Source organism: Nocardioides marmorisolisilvae (genome assembly GCF_003725775.1).
Classification (GTDB): domain Bacteria; phylum Actinomycetota; class Actinomycetes; order Propionibacteriales; family Nocardioidaceae; genus Marmoricola; species Marmoricola marmorisolisilvae.
Window position 1 is genome coordinate 234,440 of sequence record NZ_RJSG01000001.1, and the last position, 20,263, is coordinate 254,702.

The 20,263-nt window shown below is 70.0% G+C and carries 14 protein-coding genes; 2 read left to right on the top strand and 12 right to left on the bottom strand.

The features are described from left to right. Positions 1 to 48: 48 nt before the first annotated feature. Complete coding sequence (gene rpsG, locus EFL95_RS01255; RefSeq protein WP_123232244.1) at positions 49 to 519, bottom strand: 30S ribosomal protein S7; 471 nt, start codon at positions 517 to 519, stop codon at positions 49 to 51. Beyond that, positions 519 to 893, bottom strand: a complete 375-nt coding sequence (gene rpsL, locus EFL95_RS01260) for a 30S ribosomal protein S12 (RefSeq protein ID WP_028636428.1) — start codon at positions 891 to 893, stop codon at positions 519 to 521. The genes rpsG and rpsL overlap by 1 nt, the downstream gene beginning before the upstream one ends. Positions 894 to 1,158: 265 nt before the next feature. On the opposite strand from rpsL, the gene EFL95_RS01265 reads away from it, so the two are divergent. Continuing rightward, a complete protein-coding gene (locus EFL95_RS01265; RefSeq protein ID WP_123232245.1) occupies positions 1,159 to 1,953 on the top strand; it encodes an SGNH/GDSL hydrolase family protein in 795 nt (264 codons plus the stop codon). Here EFL95_RS01265 and EFL95_RS01270 read toward each other — a convergent pair. The 3 genes from EFL95_RS01270 to EFL95_RS01280 are packed head-to-tail and all read right to left on the bottom strand — an operon-like array spanning position 1,950 to position 6,975. After that, positions 1,950 to 4,790, bottom strand: a complete 2,841-nt coding sequence (locus EFL95_RS01270; RefSeq protein WP_246004740.1) for an FAD-binding and (Fe-S)-binding domain-containing protein — start codon at positions 4,788 to 4,790, stop codon at positions 1,950 to 1,952. The genes EFL95_RS01265 and EFL95_RS01270 overlap by 4 nt on opposite strands. Then, positions 4,787 to 6,067, bottom strand: coding sequence for a hydroxyacid-oxoacid transhydrogenase (locus EFL95_RS01275; protein ID WP_123232246.1), 1,281 nt, complete (start codon positions 6,065 to 6,067; stop codon positions 4,787 to 4,789). The genes EFL95_RS01270 and EFL95_RS01275 overlap by 4 nt, the downstream gene beginning before the upstream one ends. Next, the gene (locus EFL95_RS01280; protein ID WP_246004741.1) at positions 6,064 to 6,975 is read right to left on the bottom strand and encodes an NUDIX domain-containing protein; all 912 of its coding nucleotides are present in this window, start codon (positions 6,973 to 6,975) and stop codon (positions 6,064 to 6,066) included. The genes EFL95_RS01275 and EFL95_RS01280 overlap by 4 nt, the downstream gene beginning before the upstream one ends. Between EFL95_RS01280 and EFL95_RS01285 the strand changes: the two genes are divergently transcribed. After that, positions 6,976 to 8,091, top strand: coding sequence for an acyltransferase family protein (locus tag EFL95_RS01285; RefSeq protein ID WP_148044934.1), 1,116 nt, complete (start codon positions 6,976 to 6,978; stop codon positions 8,089 to 8,091). Here EFL95_RS01285 and EFL95_RS01290 read toward each other — a convergent pair. The 7 genes from EFL95_RS01290 to EFL95_RS01320 all read right to left on the bottom strand — a co-directional run bounded on the left by EFL95_RS01290 (position 8,066) and on the right by EFL95_RS01320 (position 20,259). Beyond that, the gene (locus tag EFL95_RS01290) at positions 8,066 to 8,836 is read right to left on the bottom strand and encodes a lysophospholipid acyltransferase family protein (protein ID WP_123232249.1); all 771 of its coding nucleotides are present in this window, start codon (positions 8,834 to 8,836) and stop codon (positions 8,066 to 8,068) included. The two genes, EFL95_RS01285 and EFL95_RS01290, sit on opposite strands and share 26 nt — an antisense overlap. A 12-nt stretch (positions 8,837 to 8,848) precedes the next feature. Beyond that, positions 8,849 to 10,084: a geranylgeranyl reductase family protein gene (locus EFL95_RS01295; RefSeq protein ID WP_123232250.1), complete on the bottom strand. Its 1,236-nt coding sequence runs from the start codon at positions 10,082 to 10,084 to the stop codon at positions 8,849 to 8,851. Positions 10,085 to 10,143: 59 nt separating this feature from the next. After that, positions 10,144 to 10,926 (bottom strand): DUF429 domain-containing protein, encoded by a 783-nt coding sequence (locus tag EFL95_RS01300; protein ID WP_183406972.1) that lies wholly within the window; start codon positions 10,924 to 10,926, stop codon positions 10,144 to 10,146. A gap of 158 nt (positions 10,927 to 11,084) precedes the next feature. After that, entirely contained in the window at positions 11,085 to 14,972 is a 3,888-nt protein-coding gene (locus EFL95_RS01305) for a DNA-directed RNA polymerase subunit beta' (protein WP_123232252.1), read from the bottom strand. Between the two features lie 87 nt (positions 14,973 to 15,059). Continuing rightward, entirely contained in the window at positions 15,060 to 18,590 is a 3,531-nt protein-coding gene (gene rpoB / locus EFL95_RS01310) for a DNA-directed RNA polymerase subunit beta (RefSeq protein ID WP_221176275.1), read from the bottom strand. A gap of 251 nt (positions 18,591 to 18,841) precedes the next feature. Continuing rightward, positions 18,842 to 19,711 carry a J domain-containing protein gene (locus EFL95_RS01315; RefSeq protein WP_123232254.1) on the bottom strand — a complete coding sequence of 290 codons (870 nt, stop codon included), beginning with the start codon at positions 19,709 to 19,711 and terminating at the stop codon, positions 18,842 to 18,844. Continuing rightward, entirely contained in the window at positions 19,711 to 20,259 is a 549-nt protein-coding gene (locus EFL95_RS01320; RefSeq protein ID WP_123232255.1) for a hypothetical protein, read from the bottom strand. The genes EFL95_RS01315 and EFL95_RS01320 overlap by 1 nt, the downstream gene beginning before the upstream one ends. Positions 20,260 to 20,263 lie beyond the last annotated feature (4 nt).

The window sequence follows — 20,263 nt, forward strand, 5'->3', positions numbered from 1 at the left end:
GTGGGGGTGGGGGCTAGCGCCGGTCCGGCGCGGTGCCCCCACCGCGCGTCACCAGCGGTAGTGGGCGAAGGCCTTGTTGGACTCGGCCATCTTGTGGGTGTCCTCGCGCTTCTTCACAGCGGCACCGAGGCCGTTGCTCGCGTCGAGGATCTCGTTCATCAGGCGCTCGGCCATGGTCTTCTCACGACGCTCCGCGGCGTAGCCGACGAGCCAGCGCAGCGCGAGCGTGGTGCCGCGGGTGCCCTTGACCTCGATCGGGACCTGGTAGGTCGCGCCACCGACGCGGCGGCTCTTGACCTCGATGGCCGGCTTGACGTTGTCCAGGGCACGCTTCAGCGTGACCACCGGGTCGGTGCCGGTCTTCTCGCGAGCACCCTCGAGCGCCTTGTAGACGATCCGCTGGGCGGTCTGCTTCTTGCCGTCCTGGAGGACCTTGGAGACGAGCTGGGTGACGACCTGCGATCCGTAGACCGGGTCGACGACGATCGGGCGCTTGGGAGCGGGACCCTTGCGAGGCATTAGCTCTTCTCCTTCTTCGCGCCGTAGCGGCTGCGGGCCTGCTTGCGGTTCTTGACACCCTGGGTGTCGAGCGTGCCGCGGATGATCTTGTAGCGGACACCGGGAAGGTCCTTCACCCGGCCGCCGCGGACGAGCACGATCGAGTGCTCCTGGAGGTTGTGACCGACACCCGGGATGTAAGCGGTGACCTCGACGCCGCTGGAAAGACGCACACGGGCGACCTTGCGCAGAGCGGAGTTCGGCTTCTTCGGGGTGGTGGTGTAGACGCGCGTGCAGACGCCGCGTCGCTGGGGCGAACCCTTCAGGGCAGGCGTCTTGTTCTTCGACACCTTGTCCTGGCGGCCCTTGCGGACCAGCTGATTAATAGTGGGCACCTTGAGTGGTTCCCTTTCTGTTTCTCTCTCTGTACCGGCGCTCTGCCGGGCACGGTGGTGTTGCAGGTTGTGCTTGGTGCGGTGAGCAGGCCCCGCGGGCACGCTCAAGGGCCTGGGAATGCCCAGACACAAGGAACGAGATTACCGGGGGCTGCCGCGGGGGTCAAAACGAGTTCACAGCGTTCACCGCAGCATCCTCCGTGCGGGACTGGCCGTTCACCGCCGGTTCGCCGTCCGGTCGGTCCGCGCGGGGACCCTGGGAGGCATGGCGCACCGGTTCGTGGCCGTCGGGGACTCCTTCACCGAGGGCGTGGGCGACTGGGACGAGCGCTTCCCGAACGGGGTCCGTGGGTGGGCCGACCGGGTGGCCCGACAGCTCGCGAAGGCTGACCCGGCGACCGAGTACGCGAACCTGGCGCTGCGCAGCCGGGTGCTGGACGACGTGGTCGAGCACCAGGTCGAGGCCGCGGTCGCGCTGAACCCCACGCTGGTGTCGTTCTTCGCCGGTGGCAACGACATCCTGCAGATCCGGATCGACATGGCCGACGTGCTGGCCCGCTACGAGGCAGCCGTCGCGAAGCTGGCCACCACCGGGGCCCGGGTGCTGCTGTTCACCAGCTACGACGTGCGCCTCTCCCCGCTCCTGGAGCCGCTGCGGATCCGCAACAACCAGTTCAACCGCGGGATCCGGCAGGTGGCGCTGGAGCACGACGCGCTGCTGGTCGACCACTGGGCGATGCGCCCGTACGCGCACCCGCGGATGTGGGAGCCGGACCGGCTGCACATGTCCCGCCACGGGCACCGCTACCTGGCCGCCGCCGTGCTGCGCACCCTCGAGGTCGACCACACCATCACCCTGCGCGACCTCGGGGACCTGCCGCCGGGGCGGACGCCCCGGGAGTGGCTCACCGACGAGTGGGACTGGTGGAACGGCTGGGTCCGCCCGGCGCTCGGCCGGCGCTGGCGCCAGCAGCCGGAGGGGTACGGGCTGACGGCGAAGTGGCCGCAGCCGATCCGTCCGGCCGAGGGGATGAAGAAGCAGGCCCGGGTCCGGGTCTAGCGGCGGCCGGCGAGCAGCTCGGCCAGGTGCAGCGCCCGTACGCCGGCCAGGTCGGCGAGCTGGACCCGGCAGGACATCCCGTCGGCGAGGATCACGGTGTCCGGACCGGCCGCGCGCACGGCGGGCAGCAGGCTCTGCTCGGCGACCGCGACGCTGGTCTCGTAGTGCCCGAGCTCGACGCCGAAGTTGCCGGCCAGCCCGCAGCAGCCGCCCAGGCGCTTGACGCTCGCGCCAGCACCCTCGAGCAGCGCCAGGTCCGGGCCGAACCCGAGCACGCTGGCGTGGTGGCAGTGCGGCTGCACCACGATCTCGGTCCCGGTCAGGTCCGGCAGCGACCAGCGGCCGTCAGCGACCAGGGTGGTCAGGTACTCCCCCAGGGTCTGCACGCCGGCCGCGACCTCGGCCACCCGCGGTTCCTTGACCAGCGCCGGGGCATCGGTGCGCAGCGCGGCCAGGCAGCTGGGCTCCAGGCCGATGATCGGGGTCCCGCTGGCGACGTACGGGTAGAGCGTGTGCACGCTCGCGCTGATGATCTTGCGGGCGTGGTCGAGCTGGCCCGTAGTGACCCAGGTGAGCGCGCAGCAGGCCCGCTCGGGGATGACCTTCGCCTCGATGCCGGCGGCCTCGAACAGCGCGAGCGCGGCCTGACCCGTCTCGGAGTAGAAGTGGTCGGTGAAGCTGTCCGCCCAGATCCAGACGTCCGGCGTCGCAGCCGGGCGCACCCGGGCGGGCTGGGCGAAGGAGCGCAGTCGGCGCGGGCTGAAGGTCGGCAGGCTCCGCCGCTGGTCGATGCCCGCGGTCTGCTTGGCGAGCCGCGCCAGCGCCGGGACCTTGAGCATCCGGTTGGCGAGGCCGGCCGGGGCCATCGAGGCCCACTTCGGCAGCCGACCCAGCGTGTAGTGCGAGCGCGGGCGGCGCTTGCCGGCGTACTGGTGGTGCAGCACCTCGGACTTGTAGGTGGCCATGTCGACGCCGGTCGGGCAGTCGTGGGCGCAGCCCTTGCAGGACAGGCACAGGTCCAGGGCCTCACCGACAGCCGGGTCGTGCAGCGGCAGCTTCCCGGTGACGACGTCCTGGAGCACCCGGGACCTGCCGCGGGTGCTGTCCTTCTCGTTGCGGGTCGCCAGGTAGGAGGGGCACATCACCCCGCCGTTGGAGGTGTTGTCGGCGACGCACTTCCCGACGCCGGTGCAGCGGTGCGCCTCGCCGAAGAGCTCCGCCAGGGGGCCGGCGGGTGGGGCTGCGAGTCGCAGCGAGGCGTCGAACGGCTCGGGGTCGACCAGGTTGCCCGGGTTGAGCACGTTGCGCGGGTCGAGGACGTGCTTGACCGCAGCCATCAGCGACATCGCCGCAGGGCTGTACATCCGGCCCAGCAGCTCCGAGCGGGCCCGGCCGTCGCCGTGCTCGCCGCTCATCGACCCGCCGTGGCGGGCGACGAGGTCGGCAGCGTCCTCGGTGAAGCGGCGGAAGACCGCGCGGCCGTCGGCCTCGGTCAGCTCGAAGTCGATCCGGGCGTGCACGCAGCCGTCGCCGAAGTGGCCGTAGGGAACGGTGTCCAGGCCGTGCTCGGTCAGCAGCGCCTCGAACTCGCGCAGGTAGTCGCCGAGCCGGGCGGGCGGCACGGCGGCGTCCTCCCAGCCGGAGTGCGCGGGGCGCGAGAGCGAGCGCGCGGCCAGGCCTGCGCCGTCCTCCCGGATCCGCCACAGCGCGGCCTGCTCGCGCAGGTCGGTCGCGATCCGGGACGGGGCGCCGACGGTCAGAGCGATCCGGGACGCCGCGGCCTCGACCTCCGCAGCCACCGCACCGGCGACCTCGACGAACAGCCAGCCGCGGCCCTCCGGCAGCGGCGGGGCGCCGGGCACCAGGTCGGTGATCCGCTGGTCGAGCCCCTCGCACGCGGTCAGCTCCACGTCCCCGTCGAGCCGGGTGCCGAGCACGATCGGGACGGCGTCGGCGGCATCGGCCATCGAGGCGAACCCGAGCAGCGCCAGCGCCCGGTGCGGCGCGTCCGCGACGAGCCGGACCGTCGCCTCCAGCACCACGGCCAGGGTGCCCTCGCTGCCGACCAGGAAGCGCTCGAAGTTGCGGTCGTTCTCCGGCAGCAGGTGTTCCAGGGAGTACCCGGAGACCTGGCGGCCGAAGGTGCCGAACTCGGTGCGGATCAGGCCGAGGTTCTCGTCGACGAGCTTGTTCAGGTCCGCCAGCAGCGGCGAGGCCAGGCCCTGCTCGACCGGGAAGCCGCGCAGTCGGCGCTCCTCCTCGACCGAGAAGCCCAGTCCGTGCTTGGCCCCGCGCGGCCCGACGATCTCGCCGTCGGCCAGCGCGACCTTGAGCCCGACCACGTTGTCCGCGGTGCGGCCGTACCCGAGCGCCCGCGACCCGCAGGCGTTGTTGCCGATCATGCCGCCGATGGTGCAGCGGGTGTGCGTGGACGGGTCCGGCCCGAAGCGCAGCCCGTGCGGGGCGGCGTGCTTCTGCAGGGCGGCGTGCACGATGCCCGGCTGGACCGTCGCGGTGCGCGCGTCCGGGTCGATCCGGATCAGCTTGTTCAGGTGCCGGGTGCAGTCGACCACGATGCCCGGACCGATCGCGTTGCCCGCGATCGAGGTACCGGCACCGCGCATCGTCAGGCTGGACTCGAACTCGCGCGCCACCGCGAGCACGGCGAGCACGTCGTCGCTGTCGCGCGGGAAGACCACCACCTGCGGCGGGATCCGGTAGAGCGAGGCGTCGGAGGCGTAGAGCGAGCGCGCGAGCCGCGAGTCGTCGACCTCGAGGCCGGCCTGGCGCAGTGCTGCGGCGGCCCCGGTCGTGGCCGGCCGCGCGTCTGCTGTCACCAGAGCTCCAGGGAGCGTCCGAGGATCCCGGCGGCATCCTCGTCGGTGACCTCGCGCGGAGCGGTGGCCAGCAGTCGCTGCTGCTTCATCGCGCCCTCGACCAGGTCGTCGACGTCGCTCTCGCCGTAGCCGACCTCGCCGAGCCCGTTCGGGATCGCGATGTCGCGCATCAGGTCGGCCAGCACCGCCGGCAGCGCGTCCGGACCGGCGTCGTAGCCGTGGTCGGGGGCCAGCAGCGACGCGGCGCGCAGGTGTCGCTCCGGGCTCGAGGAGAACGTCCAGCGGAACGCCTCGGGCGCGGTCAGCGAGACCGCCATCCCGTGCGGCACCATCGCCTCGTCGGCCTCGTAGCCGGCGGGCCGGAAGTCCGGGCACCGCTCGTGCACCCGGCCGGCGATCGGGTACGCGTTCGCGTGCGGGATGTGCACGCCGGCGTTGCCGAAGCCGAGCCCGGCCATCGTCGCGGCCAGCGCCATCTGCTCGCGGGCGCCCGCGTCGTCGCCGTGGTTGACCGCGCGCCGGAACGACGTCGAGAGCAGCGACATCGCCTGCTCGGACCACAGGTCGGAGATCGGGTTCGAGCCGCAGTACGGCACCCGCTGCTCGGGCGTCTTCTTGTCGTAGGAGGTGAACGGCCGCGCGGTGTAGGACTCCAGCGCGTGGCAGAGGATGTCCATCCCGGCGGCCGCGGTGACCCCGGCGGGCTGGGTCATCGTCAGCGCCGGGTCGACGACCGCCAGCGTCGGCCGCAGCCGGGCGTGGCTGATCCCGGTCTTCACCTGCTGGGCGAGCACGTCAAGCACGCAGATCGTGGTGGACTCCGCGCCGGTGCCGGTCGTGGTCGGCACCGCGACCAGCGGCTTGAGCGGGTTCCGCGGCGCGCGGGCCCTGCCGACCGGGGCGTTCACGTAGTCCATCAGCTCACCGTCGTTGGTGGTGAGGAGGTTGACCGCCTTGGCGGTGTCGATGGTGGAGCCACCGCCGACAGCGACGTAGGCGTCCCAGGGGCCGGAGTCGCGGGCGAACGCGATCGCGGCCTCGAAGCTGGCGTCGGTCGGCTCGACGTGGACCGCGTCGAAGACCTGGGTCTCGATGCCGAAGGCGTGCATCTGCTCGGCGATCCGCTGCGGGTGGCCGGTGGCGGCGACCCCCGGGTCGGTGAGCACCAGCACCCGGCGGACGTCGTAGGTGGACAGGTCGTAGCCGATCTCGTCCGAGGCACCCGTGCCGAACTTCAGCCCGGGCGCGCCGTAGGTGAAGACGGACTCGCCAGTCATGGCGCAGAACCTAGCGCGTGCCGGACCACCTCGGTGACGGCGACCATTCCTGAGGCGATGTCGGCCACGTCGACCCAGGCCACGTCGTCGGTGGTGCCGTCGGTCTCGACGACCCGCGGCTCGGCGTCGGTGGGCACGGTGACGGCGAAGATCAGGTTCACCGCGTGGAAGTCCTCGTGCCGTCCGTTCGGCGCGGTCCCGGTCAGGTGCAGGTCGTGCACACCGAGCAGGTCACCGACCTCGGCGACCAGGCCGGTCTCCTCGGCCATCTCGCGGACCAGGGCCGCCGCCGGGCGCTCGCCGTGGTCGACCCCGCCGCCGGGCAGCGTCCAGTGGCCGGCCTCGACGGCGTACCGGCTCAGCCGTGCGAGCAGGACGGTGTCGCCGCGACGGACCACCGCCTTGACCGCCAGCCGCTGCACGCGGTGGGCGACGTGCTCCTCGACCGCGGCGCGCACCCAGCCGACCACCGGCCAGCTGCCGTCGGTGACCGCGGCCAACGGGACCCAGCGGGCATCGACCGTCGAGCCGTTCTCCTCCACCACGCGGGGCTCGGGGCTGTCGTGCGGCGCCCAGCCCTCGAAGACCATCCGCACCGAGTGCATGTCCTGCCGGGTCGTGTCGGTGACGCGCCGGACCGAGTCGATCCAGGCGCGGTCGCCGATCTGCACGTCCAGCCCGGTCTCCTCGTGCACCTCGCGCACCACCGCGTCACGGGGATCCTCGCCGAAGTCGATGCCCCCGCCCGGGAGCGTCCAGACCTCCCCGTCCACGAGGTACGGAGCGAGTCGCGCGAGCAGGATCTTCTCGTCCCGGAGGACCACCGCGTACGCGGCGACACGCTGCCTGCGAGGCAGGTCACGGGCCTCTGACGAGTGATCCACAGCCTCGCCGGGTACGTCGGACACATGACGACTCTACGCAGCCCCGTGCTCGAGCGCGTCGACGACGCAACCGAGCGCGCGCGGCTCGACGGGAAGCCGCCGCGCGCGAAGGAGCGCGACCCGTGGTTCGACACCATCAAGATGGCGCTGGTCGCCCTGGTCGTGGTCGGCCACTCCTGGAAGGGCCTGCTGCCCGCCAACGCCGGGGTGACCTGGGCCTACGACTTCCTCTACGCCTGGCACGTCCCCGCCTTCGTGCTGGTCACCGGCTACCTCTCCCGCGGCTTCCGGTGGACGCCGGAGAAGCTGTGGTCGCTGGTGCGCACGGTCGCGGTCCCGTACGTGATCTTCGAGGCCGCGCTGGCGTGGTTCCGCTACCACGTCGGCGGGGTCGCCCTGAACGACCTGTTCAAGGACCCGCACTGGCCGATGTGGTACCTCGCCGCCCTGTTCTTCTGGCGGCTCGTGACGCCGGCAGTGCTGGCGCTCCCCCGTCGCCTGGTCGTGCCCCTGGCCGTCGCCACCAGCCTCGCCGCCGGCCTGTTCGCCGGCCAGGTGATGGACTCGGCGCGGATCTTCGGGTTGCTGCCGTTCTTCGTCCTCGGCCTGGTGCTGCACGACGTCGACTGGAACCGACTGCGCTCGAGCACCCTGGTCCCGTACGCCGTCCTCGGCTTCCTGGGCATCGCCCTGGTCACCCGGTACACCGAGGTCTGGGGCAAGACCGACTGGCTGTACTACAACTCCACCTACGACCAGCTCGGCGTCAGCACCGGTCAGGCGCTGGCCACCCGGGCGTTCGTGCTGGCCCTCGGCCTGGTCGGCGCGTTCTCGTTCTTCGTGCTGGTGCCGAAGACGGCCTCCTGGTTCGCCCGGCTGGGGTCGGCGACGCTGATCGTGTACCTGTGGCACGGCTTCGTCGTGCTCACCGCGGAGTACGTCGGGTTCCCGGGCTGGGCCGCGACCCACGCCGCCGTCGCCTTCGGGCTCGCCACCGTCGGTGCGCTCACCCTGGCCCTGACCCTCGCCTCGCCCCCGGTCGCCCGGGTTCTCAACGTCGCCGTCGACCCGATCGGCTGGCTCGACCGCCGGCGTCAGCAGGTCGTCGAGGCGGTCAGCGCGGACCCCAGGTCGGGCTGACCGCGCCCGCCGGCACGACGTCGAGCTCGAGCGCCCGCTCCCGGGTCGGTGCGTGCCCGCCGAGGTGCGCCGGGTACCAGGTCGCGTGCTCTCCCGGGCGCGGCCGGTGGTGCGGCTGCCGCTGGAGCTCCTCGAGCATCGCGGTCAGCGTGTGGCCGAGCCGGGTCGTGACGGCGGTGAGGTCGTCGGTCCCCGCGACCGTGAACGGCTCCCCGAACGTGAGGTCGATCCGACGTCCCCGGGTCCAGTCCGGCGGCGGCTCGGGGTCACCGACGCTGAAGATCCGCTGCGAGCCCCAGATCGCCACCGGTACCACCGGGGCACCGGTCTCCCGGGCCAGAGCCGCAGCACCGCGCATCAGCGAGCGCACCGTGTAGGAGTAGCTGATCCCGGCCTCCGGGAAGATGCCGACCGCCTCCCCGGCCCGCAGCAGCCGACGGGCGCGCAGGTAGGCGTCCACCGGGACCGCGCGGTCCACGGGCACGTGCTGCATCGCGTCCATCGCACGGGCGACGACGCCCGGGCGCCACACGTCGTACCGGGTCAGGAAGCGCACGTAGCGGCCGCGGCCGACCGCCGCCTTCTCGACGAAGACGAAGTCGGGGTACGCCACGTGGTTCGCGGCCAGGATCACCGGTCCGGTGCGCGGCAGGTGCTCCAGCCCGGTGGGCACCACCCGGATCCGCAGGACACCCAGGCCGAGCCGGCCGAGCGCGTTCACCGCGCGGTAGACCCCGTCACCCATGGTGGTGCTTCGTTACGAGAACGGCGGGCGATTGTCGAGCTTCACGCTGCGTCGACCGGCCCAGCGCCAGATCCGGGCCGCGCGGTCGCGGTCCTCGTCGGTGACCAGGTTGCCCATCCAGCGCAGCGCCAGCGTCATCATCCAGTCCGAGCGCATCCCGGCCGGTCCGAGCGCGGCCACGACCTTCGGCCGGGTGGCGACACCGGCGAGGCGGCGGGCGATCGAGAACGCCTCGCCGTAGTGCTCGCGCAGCAGCGCCGGCCAGACGGTGCTCAGGTCCTCGTCCAGGACGTCCACCAGCAACCGACCGGTCTCCAGGCCGTAGTCGATGCCCTCGCCGTTCAGCGGGTTCACGCACGCCGCGGCGTCGCCGATCAGCGCCCAGTTCGGGCCGGCCACGTTGCTCACCGCGCCGCCCATCGGCAGCAGCGCCGAGGTGGGCATCCGGATGTCCCCGCTGAGGCCGAACTCGTCGCGCCGCAGCTCGGCGTAGTGCTTCATCAGCGGACGCAGTGCCAGGTCCGCCGGGCGCTTCGAGGTCGCGAGCGTCCCGACGCCGAGGTTCACCGAGCCGTCGCCGAGCGGGAAGATCCAGCCGTAGCCCGGGAGCAGACCGCCCTGCTCGTCGCGCAGCTCCAGGTGCGAGCTGATCCACGGGTCCTCGGACATCGCGCTGTCGATGTACGAGCGACCGGCGACGCCGTAGACGGTGTCGCGGTGCCACTCGCGGCCGAGCACCTTGCCGAGCCCGGACCGGACCCCGTCGGCGACGACCAGGCGCTCGCACCCGATCTCGAAGGTCTCCTCGCCGGAGGAGAAGACGACGGCGACGACCCGGCCGCCCTCCAGGCGGGCGTCCACCGCGCGGGCGCCGTCGATGCCGGTCGCGCCGCTCTTGATGGCGGTCGTGCGCAGGTGGTCGTCGAGCTCGGTGCGCGCCACGGCCGACCCGTACGCCGGCAACGAGCCCCCGGGCCAGGGCAGCAGCAGGGTCTGGCCGAAGCCGTGCGCGCGCAGGCCGTGATTGACGGTGTGCGCGCGGATCCAGTCGTCCAACCCCAGCCGCGACAGCTCGCCGATGGCGCGCGGCGTCAGCCCGTCGCCGCAGGTCTTGTCGCGCGGGAAGACCGCCGCGTCGGCGATGACCACCTCGCGTCCGGCCCGCGCAGCCCACGCTGCCGCGGCCGACCCGGCAGGACCGGCGCCGACGACGAGCACGTCGGTGCGTGCGGGGACGGAGGGACTCACCCGCCCAGTCTCCCAGGTCGGACCCGGTGGCCAAGGGCCCACCCCCGGCACCGAGCCGCTCAGACCCGGATGGCTGCCGGCAAGCCGTCGCTGAACACCTCGGGCTCGGGCGGCAGGCTCTCCGACTGCCCGTTGAGGTGCCGCACCGCGGTCCACAGCGCGGCGCAGGCGTCCAGCAGGTCGTGCTCGGCGAACCCGGAGCCGCTGTACCAGGGCGGCGGCACGATCCCGGCCCGGCCCAGGGCCTCGCGCCGGGCCTGCACGCCTTCGTCGGTCCGCTTCGCCGCCAGCACCGGATCCCCGGCCAGCCGCGCGAAGCACAGCTCCGGCTCGACCTCGATGACCCTCGTCCCCGGGTCGTCGCGGACCCAGGCGTCGACCTCGAGCACCTTCGGACCGAGCACGTCGAACTCGTCGTTGCGGTAGGCGACGCGGGTCGTGGCCCCGCGGACCGCCGACTCCTTGCCGGGCAGGGCCTGGCGCGCGAGCAGGTCGGCCTGGCGCAGCACTCCGTCGTCGGGCAGGCCGATCGGGATGTCGATGGCCACCACCGCGACGTCCGCCCCCTCGCGGACCTGGGCGACCAACGCCGAGATCGTGCTGGCCACGTGCACGGTCAGCCGTGCGTCGTGGCCGAGCAGCACGCCCACCCAGCCGGCCACGCAGGCGTCCACCCCGAGCACCGGCCGGTCGGCCTGCAGCACCGGCGGCAACCCGTCCAGGCCGAGCGTCAGCGAGGCGACCTCGCGCTGCAGCACGCCCAGCACCTCACCCGCCCCGTAGGCATCCCGGCCCCGGGTGATCAGGTCACGGAGGTCACGCCCCCAGTCGTCGACGCTCACCCTTCGATGATGCTCAACCGAACGGCTGATTGGGAGTCCCTAATCGGGTCAGTCTGCGGCCGTCCCACCCGGTTTCGAGACGCCGGAAGGCCCCGCCAGCAAGCTGGCGGGGCCTTCCGTCTCCTCAACCTGGTTCCTTGAACCAAACCTTCGCAGGCTCAGTTTTGGTAGGAACCAAAGTCGAAGTCGTCCAGGGCCACGGTCTGGTTGCCCGGGGCACCGAAGTCGTAGCTGCCGTAGGAGTCGTAACCGGTGACGGAGTACGCCGCAGCGCGGGCCTCCTCGGTCGGCTCCACCCGGATGTTGCGGTACCGCTCGAGGCCGGTACCCGCCGGGATCAGCTTTCCGATGATCACGTTCTCCTTCAGACCGCGCAGCGAGTCGGACTTGCCGTTGATCGCCGCGTCGGTGAGCACCCGGGTGGTCTCCTGGAAGGAGGCCGCCGAGAGCCACGACTCGGTCGCCAGCGACGCCTTGGTGATACCCATCAGCTCGGCACGACCGGAGGCCGGCTTGCCGCCCTCGGTCACCACGCGACGGTTCTCCTCCTCGTAGCGCACCCGGTCGACCAGGTCGGACGGGAGCAGCTTGGTGTCACCGGACTCGATCACGGTCACCCGGCGGAGCATCTGCCGGACGATGATCTCGATGTGCTTGTCGTGGATCGACACACCCTGGCTGCGGTACACCTGCTGGACCTCGGCCACCAGGTGCTCCTGGGCCTTGCGGACACCGAGGATGCGCAGCACCTCCTTCGGGTCCGGCGTGCCCTGGATCAGCTGCTGGCCGACCTCCACGTGGTCGCCGTCGGCGATCTGGAGGCGGGACCGCTTGCTGACCTGGTACTCGACCGGGTCCGAGCCGTCGTCCGGGGTGACGACCAGCTTGCGGGCCTTGTCGGTGTCCTCGATCGCCAGTCGGCCGGAGGCCTCGGAGATCGGGGCACGACCCTTGGGCTGGCGCGCCTCGAACAGCTCCACCACGCGGGGCAGACCCTGGGTGATGTCGTCGGCCGAGGCCACACCACCGGTGTGGAAGGTACGCATGGTCAGCTGCGTGCCGGGCTCACCGATGGACTGCGCGGCGATGATGCCGACCGCCTCACCGATGTCGACCAGCTTGCCGGTGGCCAGCGAACGGCCGTAGCACTTCGCGCAGGTACCGGTCTTGGCGTCGCAGGTGAGCACCGAGCGGACCTTGACCTGCTCGATGCCGGCCTCGATCAGCTCGTCGATCTGGACGTCGCCCAGGTCCTCGCCGGCCGGCACCAGCACGGCGCCGGTCTCCGGGTGGGTGATGTCGGTGGCCGCGTTGCGCGCGTACGCCGACGTCTCCACGTTCGGGTCCTTGGTGACGACGCCGTCGTCGCCGCGGACACCGATCACCTTGGGCATGCCGCGCTCGGTGCCGCAGTCGTCCTCGCGGATGATGACGTCCTGCGAGACGTCCACCAGACGACGGGTCAGGTAACCCGAGTCGGCGGTACGCAGCGCGGTGTCGGCCAGACCCTTGCGAGCACCGTGGGTGGAGATGAAGTACTCCAGGACCGAGAGGCCCTCACGGAAGTTCGACTTGATCGGTCGCGGGATGATGTCGCCCTTCGGGTTCGCCACCAGGCCACGCATGGCGGCGATCTGACGGACCTGCATCCAGTTACCGCGGGCACCCGAGTTCACCATCATGAAGATCGGGTTGTCCTGGTCGAAGTTCTTCTGCATCGCCTTGGCGACCACGTTGGACGCGTCGGTCCAGATCTCGATGAGCTCCTGGCGGCGCTCGTCGTCGGTGATCAGACCACGCTCGAACTGGTTCTGGACCTTGGCCGCGCTCACCTCGTACCTCTCGAGGATCTCGCCCTTGTCCTTCGGCGAGACGACGTCCTCGATGGAGACCGTCACACCGGAGCGGGTCGCCCAGGTGAAGCCGGTGTCCTTGAGGGCGTCGAGCGAGTTCGCGACCTCGACCTTGGTGTACCGCTCGGCCAGGTCGTTCACGATGCGTCCCAGCTCGTTCTTGCCGACCTGGTACTCGACGTACTCGTAGTTGCCCGGCAGCGCCTCGTTGAACAGCGCCCGGCCCAGGGTGGTCTCGAGGATGATCGGGTCACCCTCGCTCCAGCCCTCGGGAACGACCGCGTCGACCGGCGGCACGTGCACACCGCTCAGGCGCAGCTTGATCTTCGACTGCAGCGTGATCTCGTGACGGTCGAAGGCCATGATCGCCTCGCCGGTCGAGCTGAACGCGCGGCCCTCGCCCGGCTGGCCGTCGCGGCCCAGGGTGAGGAAGTAGATGCCGATGATCATGTCCTGCGTCGGCATGGTCACGGGGCGACCGTCCGACGGCTTCAGGATGTTGTTCGTCGACAGCATCAGGATCCGCGCCTCGGCCTGGGCCTCGGCGGACAGCGGCAGGTGCACCGCCATCTGGTCACCGTCGAAGTCGGCGTTGAAGGCCGAGCAGACGAGCGGGTGGATCTGGATGGCCTTGCCCTCGATGAGCTGCGGCTCGAAGGCCTGGATGCCGAGGCGGTGCAGCGTGGGCGCCCGGTTCAGCAGGACCGGGTGCTCGGCGATGACCTCTTCCAGCACGTCCCAGACCTCGGGGCGCACGGCGCGCTCGACCATCCGCTTGGCGGACTTGATGTTCTGCGCGTGCGACAGGTCGACGAGGCGCTTCATCACGAACGGCTTGAACAGCTCGATCGCCATGTACTTCGGCAGACCGCACTGGTGCAGCTTGAGCTGCGGGCCGACGACGATGACCGAACGGCCCGAGTAGTCGACGCGCTTGCCGAGCAGGTTCTGGCGGAAACGACCCTGCTTGCCCTTGAGCATGTCCGAGAGGGACTTCAGCGGCCGGTTGCCCGGGCCGGTGACCGGACGGCCACGACGGCCGTTGTCGAACAGCGAGTCGACGGCCTCCTGGAGCATCCGCTTCTCGTTGTTGACGATGATCTCCGGAGCACCCAGGTCGAGCAGGCGCTTGAGCCGGTTGTTCCGGTTGATCACGCGGCGGTACAGGTCGTTCAGGTCGGAGGTCGCGAAGCGGCCACCGTCCAGCTGCACCATCGGGCGCAGGTCCGGCGGGATGACCGGGACGGCGTCCAGGACCATGCCCATCGGGCTGTTGCCGGTCTTGCGGAACGCGTCGACGACCTTGAGGCGCTTGAGCGCGCGGACCTTGCGCTGGCCCTTGCCGGTCTCGATCGTCTCGCGCAGCGACTCGACCTCCTCGGCGATGTCGAAGGACTCCAGGCGCTTCTGGATCGCCGTGGCGCCCATGTAGCCCTCGAAGTACTTGCCGAACCAGGTCTTCATCTCGCGGTAGAGCAGCTCGTCGCCCATCAGGTCCTGGACCTTGAGGCTCTTGAACGTGCTCCAGACCTCCTCGAGCCGGTCCAGCTCGCGCTGGGCCCGGTCGCGGACCTGCTTCATCTCGCGCTCGGCGCCGTCCTTGACCTTGCGGCGCGCGTCGGCCTTGGCACCCTCGGCCTCGAGCTCGGCCAGGTCGGCCTCGAGCTTCTTGGTGCGCTCCTCGATCGCCACGTCGCGGCGGTTCTCGATGCTCTTGCGCTGCAGACCGATCTTGCCCTCGAGCTCGGAGAGGTCCTTGTGACGGGCGTCCTCGTCGACCGAGGTGATCATGTACGCCGCGAAGTAGATGACCTTCTCCAGGTCCTTCGGGGCGAGGTCCAGCAGGTAGCCGAGCCGGCTCGGGACACCCTTGAAGTACCAGATGTGGGTGACCGGGGCGGCCAGCTCGATGTGGCCCATCCGCTCGCGGCGGACCTTGGACCGGGTCACCTCGACGCCGCAGCGCTCGCAGATGATGCCCTTGAAGCGCACGCGCTTGTACTTGCCGCAGTAGCACTCCCAGTCCCGGGTGGGACCGAAGATCTTCTCGCAGAAGAGACCGTCACGCTCGGGCTTGAGCGTGCGGTAGTTGATGGTTTCCGGCTTCTTGACCTCGCCGTGGCTCCACGTGCGGATGTCGTCCGCGGTGGCCAGGCCGATCTGGAGCTGGTCGAAGAAATTCACGTCGAGCACGGTGGCTGTCGTCCTTCGTTAGTTTCTGAAATCTGGTGATCGCGACTGGGGGTGCGGCGCGCCCCGTGGGGAGCGCGCCGCAGCGCCTCAGACTTCTTCGACGGAGCTGGGCTCGCGGCGGGACAGGTCGATGCCGAGCTCCTCGGCGGCGCGGAAGACGTCCTCCTCCGCGTCGCGCATCTCGATCGCGGAGCCGTCCTGGGACAGCACCTCGACGTTGAGGCAGAGCGACTGCATCTCCTTGATGAGCACCTTGAACGACTCCGGGATGCCGGAGTCGGGGATGTTCTCACCCTTGACGATCGCCTCGTAGACCTTGACGCGACCGGGCACGTCGTCGGACTTGATCGTCAGCAGCTCCTGGAGCGCGTAGGCAGCGCCGTACGCCTCCATCGCCCAGACCTCCATCTCACCGAAGCGCTGGCCACCGAACTGGGCCTTACCGCCGAGCGGCTGCTGGGTGATCATCGAGTACGGGCCGGTCGAGCGCGCGTGGATCTTGTCGTCGACCAGGTGGTGGAGCTTGAGGATGTACATGTAGCCCACGGAGACCGGGTCCGGGAACGGCTCGCCGGAGCGACCGTCGAAGAGCCGGGCCTTGCCGTTGCCGCCGATCAGGCGGACGCCGTCGCGGGTCGGCAGGGTCGAGCCCAGCAGACCGACGATCTCGTCCTCGCGGGCACCGTCGAAGACCGGGGTGGCCACGTTGGTGCCCGGCTCGGCCTCGGCAGCGCCGATGCCGCGCAGACGCTCGGCCCACTCCTCCTTGACGGAGTCCTCGACCTTCCACCCGTTGGCGGCGAGCCAGCCGAGGTGGATCTCCAGGATCTGACCGATGTTCATCCGGCCCGGCACACCGAGCGGGTTGAGCACGACGTCGACCGGGGTCCCGTCCTCGAGGAACGGCATGTCCTCGACCGGCAGGATCTTGGAGATGACGCCCTTGTTGCCGTGACGGCCGGCGAGCTTGTCACCCACGGAGATCTTGCGCTTCTGGGCCACGTAGACCCGGACCAGCTGGTTGACGCCCGGCGGCAGCTCGTCGCCGTCCTCGCGGGAGAACTCCCGGACGCCGATGACCGTGCCGGACTCACCGTGCGGGACCTTCATCGAGGTGTCGCGGACCTCGCGCGCCTTCTCACCGAAGATCGCGCGGAGCAGCCGCTCCTCGGGCGTCAGCTCGGTCTCACCCTTCGGGGTCACCTTGCCGACGAGGATGTCACCGGTGGTGACCTCCGCGCCGACCCGGATGATGCCGCGCTCGTCGAGGTCGGCGAGCAGCTCGTCCCCGACGTTCGGGATGTCGCGGGTGATCTCCTCCGGACCCAGCTTGGTGTCGCGGGCGTCGACCTCGTGCTCCTCGATGTGGATCGAGGTGAGGACGTCCTCCTGGACGAGGCGCTGCGACAGGATGATCGCGTCCTCGTAGTTGGAGCCGTTCCACGGCATGAAGGCGACGAGCAGGTTGGTGCCCAGCGCCATCTCGCCCTCGTCGGTGCACGGACCGTCGGCCAGCGGCGACCCGATCTCGACCCGGTCACCCTCGGCAACCAGCGGACGCTGGTTGATGCAGGTGCCCTGGTTGGAGCGGGTGAACTTCTGCAGGCGGACGGACTTGTTGCCGCCCTCGTCGGTCATGATCACGATCTCGTCGGCCGAGACCTCCTTGACCACACCGGCCACCTCGGAGGTGACCACGTCGCCGGCGTCGACGGCGGCCCGGAACTCCATACCGGTACCGACCAGCGGGGCGTCGCTCTTGATCAGCGGCACCGCCTGACGCTGCATGTTGGCGCCCATGAGCGCACGGTTGGCGTCGTCGTGCTCGAGGAACGGGATCAGCGCGGTGGCGATGGAGACCATCTGCCGCGGCGAGACGTCCATGAAGTCGACCTGGTCGCGGGCGATGTCGACGGTCTCACCACCGCGGGTGCGGACCAGCACGTTCTCGGTGACGAAGTTGCCCTTGTCGTCGAGCTGCGCGTTGGCCTGCGCGATGACCTTCGAGTCCTCCTCGTCGGCCGTCAGGTACTGGATCTCACCGGTGACGCGGCCCTTCTTGACCACGCGGTACGGCGTCTCGACGAAGCCGAACGGGTTGATCCGACCGTACGACGCGAGCGAGCCGATCAGACCGATGTTCGGGCCTTCCGGCGTCTCGATCGGGCACATCCGGCCGTAGTGCGAGGAGTGCACGTCGCGGACGTCCATCTGGGCGCGGTCGCGGGAGATACCACCCGGGCCGAGCGCGGACAGGCGGCGCTTGTGGGTCAGACCGGCGATCGGGTTGGTCTGGTCCATGAACTGCGAGAGCTGCGAGGTTCCGAAGAACTCCTTCAGCGCCGCGACCACGGGGCGGATGTTGATCAGGGACTGCGGCGTGATCGCCTCGACGTCCTGGGTCGTCATCCGCTCGCGGACCACGCGCTCCATCCGGGCCAGACCGGTGCGGAGCTGGTTCTGGATGAGCTCGCCGACGGTGCGCATCCGGCGGTTGCCGAAGTGGTCGATGTCGTCGGGACGGACCACGATCGACTCGTTGTGCGCGTCCTTGATGTCCTTGCCGGCGGCGTTGACCAGGGTCTCCTTGCCCTCGTGCAGCTGCACGATGAACCGGATGGTCGCCACGATGTCGTCGATGGTCAGCGTCTGCTGGTCGAAGGCCTCGTGGGTGCCGAGCTTCTTGTTGATCTTGTAGCGACCGACCTTCGCCAGGTCGTAGCGCTTCGGGTTGAAGTAGTAGTTCTTCAGCAGCGTCAGCGCGGCCTCGCGCGTCGGCGGCTCGCCCGGGCGCAGCTTGCGGTAGATGTCGAGCAGCGCCTCGTCCGGAGTCGCGATGTGGTCCTTCTCCAGGGTCAGCTGGATCGACTCGTACTGGCTGAACTCGGCCATCACGGCCTCGTAGTCGTACGGCGCGCCGGTGTAGCCCTCTTCGCTGGCGATCGCCTGGAACGCCTTGAGCAGGACGGTCACGTTCTGCTTGCGCTTGCGGTCCAGACGGACGCCGACCATGTCGCGCTTGTCGATCTCGAACTCGAGCCAGGCACCACGGGACGGGATCACCTTGGCGGTGAAGATGTCCTTGTCCGAGGTCTTGTCGGCGGTGCGCTCGAAGTAGACGCCCGGCGAGCGGACCAGCTGGGAGACGACGACACGCTCGGTGCCGTTGATGATGAAGGTGCCCTTCTTGGTCATCATCGGGAAGTCGCCCATGAAGACCGTCTGGCCCTTGATCTCACCGGTCTCACCGTTGGTGAACTCGGCGGAGACGTACAGCGGACGGGAGTAGGTGAAGTCCTTGTCCTTGCACTCCTCCTCGGTGTACTTCGGGTCGAGGAAGACCGGGTTCTCGAACGAGAGCGACATCGTCTCGGAGAAGTCTTCGATCGGGGAGATCTCCTCGAAGATCTCGTGGAGTCCCGACTTGAGCGACAGCTCTTCGCCGGCAGCGTTCATCTCCTGGACGCGGGCCTCCCACTTCGGGTCGCCGATCAGCCAGTCGAAGCTGTCGGTCTGAAGTGCAAGAAGCTGCGGAACCTCGAGAGGTTCGGAGATCTTGGCGAACGAGATGCGGCGGGGACTCTGGTTATTGCTGTTCTTGCTGCGCGAGGCGGCCAAGAGTGGTCCTTCCGAGGCACACGGGTGACGACGTCCGCCCACCACAAACCGGCCACCGGACAGGCGGGAATGCATTTGAGAGGGGACGCAAAGAGGCAGAATACCCGACGGGCGCGTCAAAACACAACAGCCAAATTCTCGTCTGGAAGAACGAGTGGCTGTCGAACGCGCCCAGCATGAACGCCCTTCCCGCCCAGGTCAAGCACAACGCCCGGAATCGGGACCGGAATCACCCCGCTGAGCGGGAGGGTTCAGTAGCTCTTGACGTCGTCGATGAGCCAGTCGTCGCCGCTCTTGACCATCGTGGCGACGACCCGGTTCTGGAAGATCGCCGGGGTTCCGGAACCCTTGACCGAGGTCTGGTTCACGAACACCAGCACCCGGACCTTGTTCTCCCCGGCGTCCTGGACAGCGGTGTTCTGGACGGTCGCGGTGACCACGGCCTTGGTCTTGACCGCCCCGCCGGGCGTCCCGTTCGGGCCCTGGGTGAGCAGGTCGAAGGTCTTCACGTAGTCCTTGCGGTACTTCGGCGTCAGGAACTTCACCGACCGGTCCCGGTCGGCGTCCATGTGCCGGTAGTCGTAGGACAGCACCGCGGTCAGCGCCCGGGCCGCGACGGCGGAGGCCTCGGCGGCGGAGTCGGCGTCGTGCTGGCGGGTGTTCACTCGGTGCTGGAGCACGATCCCGAAGATGCCGGCCAGCACCAGCGAGGCGACCGCGAGCACCGAGAGGACAGCGACGACCTTGGCGTCGAGGGAGAAGCCCTCGCCCTCGGCGGCGGGGACGATCGGGTCCGGCGGCACCGCAGGAGCAGCCGGGGCGTCCTCGGACGCGTCGGCAGTCGACTCGGTTGTCGGCTCGGCGACCGGCTCGGTCTCGGATCCGTCCGTCTCGGGTGCCGCGTCATCGGCCAGGCCGAGGCCGGCGTCGTACTCGGCGCGCTTGGCCGGGTCGAGGAGCACGTCCGCGGCCTCGTTGAACAGCCGGAACTGGCCGGCACCGCTGCCGGGCTCGAACTTGTCGGTGGCGTCGCGCCACGCGGCCTTGATCTGGTCCGGCGACGCGTCGGGCGCGATGCCGAGGATGTCGTACCAGGTGGGCCCGGAGTTGTTCTGCGTCATCAGCTCACCTGGGTGAAGTCGTCGACCAACCAGTGGCCGTCCACCTTGCGCAGGCTGACGGACCACCGGTAGTGCCGCTGGGTCGTCCCGGTCTCGGCCACGACGGAGCTGTCGTGGGCGACCAGCACCGTGGCGCTGTCCGGGTCGATGTCGGAGACGCCGCTGGCCAGGATCGTGCCGGTCCCCTTCAGTTTCTTGTCCACCCCGAGCTTCTGGAAGTCCGCGAACTCCTGGGTGAACTTCGTCTTCTGCTTGGTGGTCAGCAGCTCGGAGACCTTCTTGACGTAACCGTCGGGGTCGCTGCCGTCCACGCCGTCCATCCGCAGGCAGAACTGCTCCGCAACGGCGACGGCCTCGTGCCGCTGGGTGTCGGAGATCAGCGGGTCGCCGTTGTTGGTGGTCAGCGCCTTGCTGGTCAGGTCGTCGCCGGCGTCACGGACGCCCCACATGATGCTGAGCGCGACGCCGAGCGCGAGCAGCAGCGCGGCCACGACGCCGGCGGTGAGCGTGGAGGAACGCCGGCTGGTGCCGGTGGGTGCTTCTTCCATCAAA

What these genes read in the sequence shown, in the direction of transcription:
- rpsG (WP_123232244.1), bottom strand. Translation starts at nt 519, where the DNA reads ATGCCTCGCAAGGGTCCCGCTCCCAAGCGCCCGATCGTCGTCGACCCG.
- EFL95_RS01265 (WP_123232245.1), top strand. Translation starts at nt 1,159, where the DNA reads ATGGCGCACCGGTTCGTGGCCGTCGGGGACTCCTTCACCGAGGGCGTG.
- EFL95_RS01275 (WP_123232246.1), bottom strand. Translation starts at nt 6,067, where the DNA reads ATGACTGGCGAGTCCGTCTTCACCTACGGCGCGCCCGGGCTGAAGTTC.
- EFL95_RS01285 (WP_148044934.1), top strand. Translation starts at nt 6,976, where the DNA reads ATGACGACTCTACGCAGCCCCGTGCTCGAGCGCGTCGACGACGCAACC.
- EFL95_RS01290 (WP_123232249.1), bottom strand. Translation starts at nt 8,836, where the DNA reads ATGGGTGACGGGGTCTACCGCGCGGTGAACGCGCTCGGCCGGCTCGGC.
- EFL95_RS01315 (WP_123232254.1), bottom strand. Translation starts at nt 19,711, where the DNA reads ATGACGCAGAACAACTCCGGGCCCACCTGGTACGACATCCTCGGCATC.
- EFL95_RS01320 (WP_123232255.1), bottom strand. Translation starts at nt 20,259, where the DNA reads ATGGAAGAAGCACCCACCGGCACCAGCCGGCGTTCCTCCACGCTCACC.